Here is a 4,787-nt window from a genome sequence, read left to right as displayed (position 1 = left end):
GCATAGCCATTACGACTGATTTGTTCGAGGTTTTCTCTTTGTTCCCCTGTTAGATTGACTTTATCTCGCCGACCTCTTCCCATTAAAATGTCCTCTGCTTGTTCGAGCTATTGCCCTATTTTAGCTGAAACAGTCCACTACGTTAACTGACTCTACAAGATCGGCGATCGCACTCAAAAAAAAAGTAGAGCGAGTTAAAAACTCGCCCTTGATTCAGACACGGAACAATTCGTCAAATCGCTATCAAACGATAGGGCGGATAGGGAGTATAGGGAGTATAGGGAGGATAGGGAGAATAGGGAGAATAGGACGGATGAAAATCCCAGTATTAGTGGTAGGCTTAGTTCCTCCCACAATATTGTTAATCTGTTGGTCAGCAGAGAGTTCGTCCAGATAGCTTTCTGAATCGAGGAAAAGTTCAGAACCGATGGGTCGTAAATCCGAGTCAATTTTAATCGAAGCCATGTTTTTTCTCCTGGGTCAGGTTGATAGTGGATTGATTAAAGTCAGTTTGGTAAAATCCGACCAGTAACTGACTTTTCATATAGTTGCAGATTCCCCTTGTTTTCGTCAAGCAATTTGATAATTATTTTGAGAAACCCACATTCAGCACTTGATGACGTAAGTATATATACTTAACAAGCAACTCCCAGCAGATTATTTTGTCGAAATTTCATTTATTGAAAAACAACGAAAACCATTGCGAGGTAAATATTTCAGGCTTTTCTGTTGTCTATAAATGATTTGGCAGTATATTTGGGTTCAAGTCCGACTAAGCTATTGAGAGGAGTATCAATTCATCCAATATCTCCCCCATGAGAGATTTAGACAAAAATACTTAAATAGCTGTAAGCCTTTCTATAACTAGGTTAGGTTAAATAAAAAATATTCAAAATAACCTGCTGGATGTGGGAGAAAAAATAGTTATATTTATTTCTTTTTAACGTAAGCAGTTAGCCGTAGGTTGGGTTGAGCAATAATAACTCTTGTCTGTCAAATATTAGCGACGCTTGAGGGAAACCCAACTGCACCGATGTCTTGAAGAATGTTGGGTTTCCCTCAAACCATTACCGCGATCCGTTTTGTCCCAAGCATTAAATCGCTCAACCCAACCGACAAGCTGTTGTTTTCGTCAAGCAATTTAATAACTATTTTGAGAAAAAATAGCTATATTTATTTCTTCCTGGCTAAATTAATTATTTCCGTTGGCGTAACAGCAATGAAACTCCACCAAAAATGCCAAAAATTAGCAGTCCTGTTATAGAACTAGGTTCGGGGACTGAAACCTGAACACGCACAACTTGACCTTGTCCGGGAATGTAACCTAGATTAGAGATATAGATATCACCATCAGGACCAATTGTTAAAGCCGTCGGGAAAAGTAGTCCATCACTGATGATTGCTTTGCGATTTCCCTTGGGATCTATGTAGCTTAAAAGACCTGGACTAATATCAAAATATAATGAGCTAGTAGCATATTCCAGGACATACAAGCCTCCTTGATTATCAAAGGCAATATCAATTATTTGGGTGAAGCCATCAGCATACACTTCTGGTTTATTATCAGTCCCCAAGCGAAAAATACGTGCCGCATTTTCTGGAGAAGGAAATCCCGTCAATTCTGAGATATAAAAAGCTCCATCAGGCCCAATAGCCACACTGGTAGGAACTGATTGCATGGCAATGGTTTGTCCAGTAAAGGGGTCAGTTATCGGACGTTCAGGAAAGATAGACAACAGAGTAAGTTCGCTACCATCAGTTTTAGCTTTAAAAAAAGTGTTCCCGGCCGCATCGACGATATAAGCAGTGTCATCTTTAATTAAAAAAGCATAGGGATTGCTATCAATGCCATCGTTATAGGGATTAAAAAAGCCCGAATTATTATTATCGGGATTAAACAACCCTTCATACTCAGCTAGGTCTGCTAACGTTGTCAGAGAAACTTGTCCATTGAGATTATCAATGGCGACCAGTTGTCCAAATTGAGGAACATTAAGCACTTGATCCCGTTGTTCTGGAGAAGACCCCAAACCAAAAATGGCATAAGCTCTTCCAGTGGAGTCAAATTGTATATCATGGATTCCGGTCGCATCAATAGCAGTAGAGAATTCTGGAATTGGTAAAGCAATAGACGGAAGACCTGTAACAATGCGTTCGGCTGTACCATTTTTAATGCGGGTTATCGCACCAGTGTTACCATAACAAACTACTGGTCCGTTAGGTCCGGCTCCCGGTGCAGGAATACAGGGGCCTGCGCCGCCTCTACCTGCTTCTGTAACATATAAGGCTCCATCGGGACCAAAGGTGAGACCTCGTGGACTTTCAAGTCCACTGGCGATTATTTGTAAGTTAGCCGCCTGTAAGGGGCCGCCAACTCCAAATATCGTTAAGGCTGTTCCTACAGCAACTGTCAATAATTTTTTGAGCATTGATTAATTTTTCCGTAAATATTCAGGTCTAGGGGTTGACAAAGAGAGAAAAATCAGCAGTGGGGATAAGAGAGACAACCCTATTCAAGGGGTGATGGACAGAGGCCAAAGCCTGACGGAAGAAAGTTAAAATCGAACGGCCTTGGGCGCGACAAGACTGAATCACAGTCAACAAACGAGCAGTATCGACAAAGCCACTGAAGGAGCGAGAACCACCAGCTATCTTGCGCTTAGTTAGGGTTTGCGGCAAAAAGTAGAGTAGCAATTATTGTAGGTTGGGTTGACGCAAGGAAACCCAACCAAGAGTAACCTTTGGGGTGATTGGGTTTCGCTTTTTCAGTTGAATTAAGCCATTTTCGACCCAGTATTGTTTCGTTTCACCCAACCTACGAGGCTCTATCTTATGACAGAATTTATCCGTGGGGGTGTTTTTGTGCGAACAATCGGGATTGAGACAGAGACTCATAGCCGTTTGACAAGTATGGGAAGATTAACCCCTATTATACTAAATCCGTTGAGTAACGCACAGAAAACGGGTTTCTCGGAGAAACCCGTTTTCTGCTCATGCACTCATGCAAAAAGGGGAATAAATAATCAGTCTTTAAGTAGCTGGTTATAATTAAATTAAAAATGGATTTTGCCTTTAATCCCCCCTTGATCCCCCCTTAATAAGGGGGGTGCCGATAGGCGGGGGGATCTGACAACTTTTAACGCCTACCTACTTAATAACCAGATTTAGTATTATAGAAAAATAAAGCAAGCTAGGGCGACTCTAGTGGGCAAATTTTCTCTGATAATTGGTTGAAAATACCGATAAAAATAGTTTCAGCTAAAATAGGGCAATAGATTTCGATTTAAAGTCTTAGATTGTAAAATCGACAGCAATTTTCTGTTACACCCAATCAGCTGAAGCGTTCCACATCCTTGCCTAAAATCTTTGACCGATGCCAAAAAAGTTTTGGCTAAGAAAAATCCTAATCAATGGGTTGACAGCAGGAGACAGGAGGGACTTTTTGATAGTTTTTGTTTTCTTGACTTAATTACCATTTTTAGTAATCTAACCAATAGCCCAAATATCATCGTCTCTTATTTTTAACTTCAAATACTTTCTTTCCTCTAAAAAATCTATTAAAGCAATAGACTGAGGAAATTCTTTTCTAAAGTTATCACTTATATACTGAAGTAAAGGTTTGGCCAACAAATTAGAAAATTCACCTCGCAAACATCTGTTATACCAATTAATTAGCTCCGATTCAAGTATTATGCCGCGCACTCTTTGTCCCCAACTGATTTGTTGAGCTATAATTTTGATGACATCAGCATGAGCATCACGGCAAACAATAACTATATGATCGCTTTCTACTTTATCGATAATATTTTGAGCTATTTCTTCATCAAGGGTTAAATGTTTTATTTGAATAGCTATGCCAAAATTTGCCCACATATCTAAGCCCCTATCGGCTGCATTCGTCACTCCTACTCTATAAATATGAGCCTTAAATACTCGCTTATTTTGGTTCTTATCTAAACCAAGTAAGGCTTTAGCTAAATCAGAAAAATCGTTTAATAAATCTTGTTTGATTGAAGGTATAGACATTGTGATCTCTGCCTCCAGAGATACTACAATGGTTTCAAATAAACTATAAGCTATAATCTCGTATGCTTTGTCTATACTTCTGCGGATTCCTGCTTTAGCACTAAACTCATCTAATAAATATTTTAAATCAAAACTTTTCTCATTTTGACTTTCTATATAGTCAATTAAACTTGATACAGTAGCTTGTCTTTCACTAAATTTTAAATAAATATAACGTTCTACACCTCCCCATGTTCGCTTATTTTCTCGATCAAGAATTTCCAGTAACTCAGGAGACATTGCTGTGGTACTCCATACATCATGTTGATATCTAGCAGAAGATGTAGAAACTTTATTAAGCAATCTTATTGTTACTTCATCTCGCCAACGAATAGATTGATTTTGATAAGTCTTTAAATCTAAAACTTTGATATTTTTTTCTAACCGAGATTTTCTAAGAACTTCGGCAATTTGAATTGGCTTATACAAGTCAATTCTAGCTTTAGCAATAATGCTATCAAGTCTCATTTTAGCGTCTTGAATACTTACCACTATCTAAAACTCCTGAGTCGAAAATAAACTTAATTGAGTAGTTCGATTGAACGAGAATGAATTAGTTGATGCTTGCTCAATATCTAACAAAGACTCGATTACAGAATTAACCACAGCAGCTACGCAGGAAATCGCTACACTATTACCCGTTAATTTTCGCATAGTTTGATAACTGCCGACAATTTGATAATCATCGGGAAAACCTTGTAAACGTAGCATTTCTCTTTCTG

General features: G+C 38.7%; 5 protein-coding genes and 1 pseudogene. All 6 read right to left on the bottom strand.

All coding sequences use genetic code 11. The annotated features are described in order from the left end of the window. Positions 1–243 precede the first annotated feature (243 nt). A complete protein-coding gene (locus tag IM475_RS20615) occupies positions 244–465 on the bottom strand; it encodes a hypothetical protein (protein WP_287728956.1) in 222 nt (73 codons plus the stop codon). A gap of 731 nt (positions 466–1,196) precedes the next feature. Further along, positions 1,197–2,429, bottom strand: a complete 1,233-nt coding sequence (locus IM475_RS20610; RefSeq protein WP_287728955.1) for a ScyD/ScyE family protein — start codon at positions 2,427–2,429, stop codon at positions 1,197–1,199. 28 nt (positions 2,430–2,457) lie between these two features. Then, positions 2,458–2,679, bottom strand: a complete 222-nt coding sequence (locus tag IM475_RS20605; RefSeq protein WP_502865871.1) for a hypothetical protein — start codon at positions 2,677–2,679, stop codon at positions 2,458–2,460. 150 nt (positions 2,680–2,829) lie between these two features. After that, positions 2,830–2,895 (bottom strand): annotated as a pseudogene (locus IM475_RS23215) (4-Cys prefix domain-containing protein); the annotation flags it as partial. A 591-nt stretch (positions 2,896–3,486) separates the two neighbouring features. Next, on the bottom strand, positions 3,487–4,557 hold the full coding sequence (locus IM475_RS20600; RefSeq protein WP_287728954.1) for a HaeII family restriction endonuclease: 1,071 nt from the start codon (positions 4,555–4,557) through the stop codon (positions 3,487–3,489). Positions 4,558–4,560: 3 nt separating this feature from the next. Then, on the bottom strand, positions 4,561–4,787 hold a 227-nt coding region (locus tag IM475_RS20595), incomplete at its 5' end, for a DNA cytosine methyltransferase (RefSeq protein ID WP_287728953.1).

Origin of the sequence: Microcystis sp. M061S2, from assembly GCF_020245605.1 — a bacterium.
GTDB lineage: Bacteria > Cyanobacteriota > Cyanobacteriia > Cyanobacteriales > Microcystaceae > Microcystis.
Note: the sequence above shows the minus strand (reverse complement) of the source record. Positions and strands in the feature narration are given on the sequence as shown.

What these genes read in the sequence shown, in the direction of transcription:
- IM475_RS20615 (WP_287728956.1), bottom strand. Translation starts at nt 465, where the DNA reads ATGGCTTCGATTAAAATTGACTCGGATTTACGACCCATCGGTTCTGAA.
- IM475_RS20610 (WP_287728955.1), bottom strand. Translation starts at nt 2,429, where the DNA reads ATGCTCAAAAAATTATTGACAGTTGCTGTAGGAACAGCCTTAACGATA.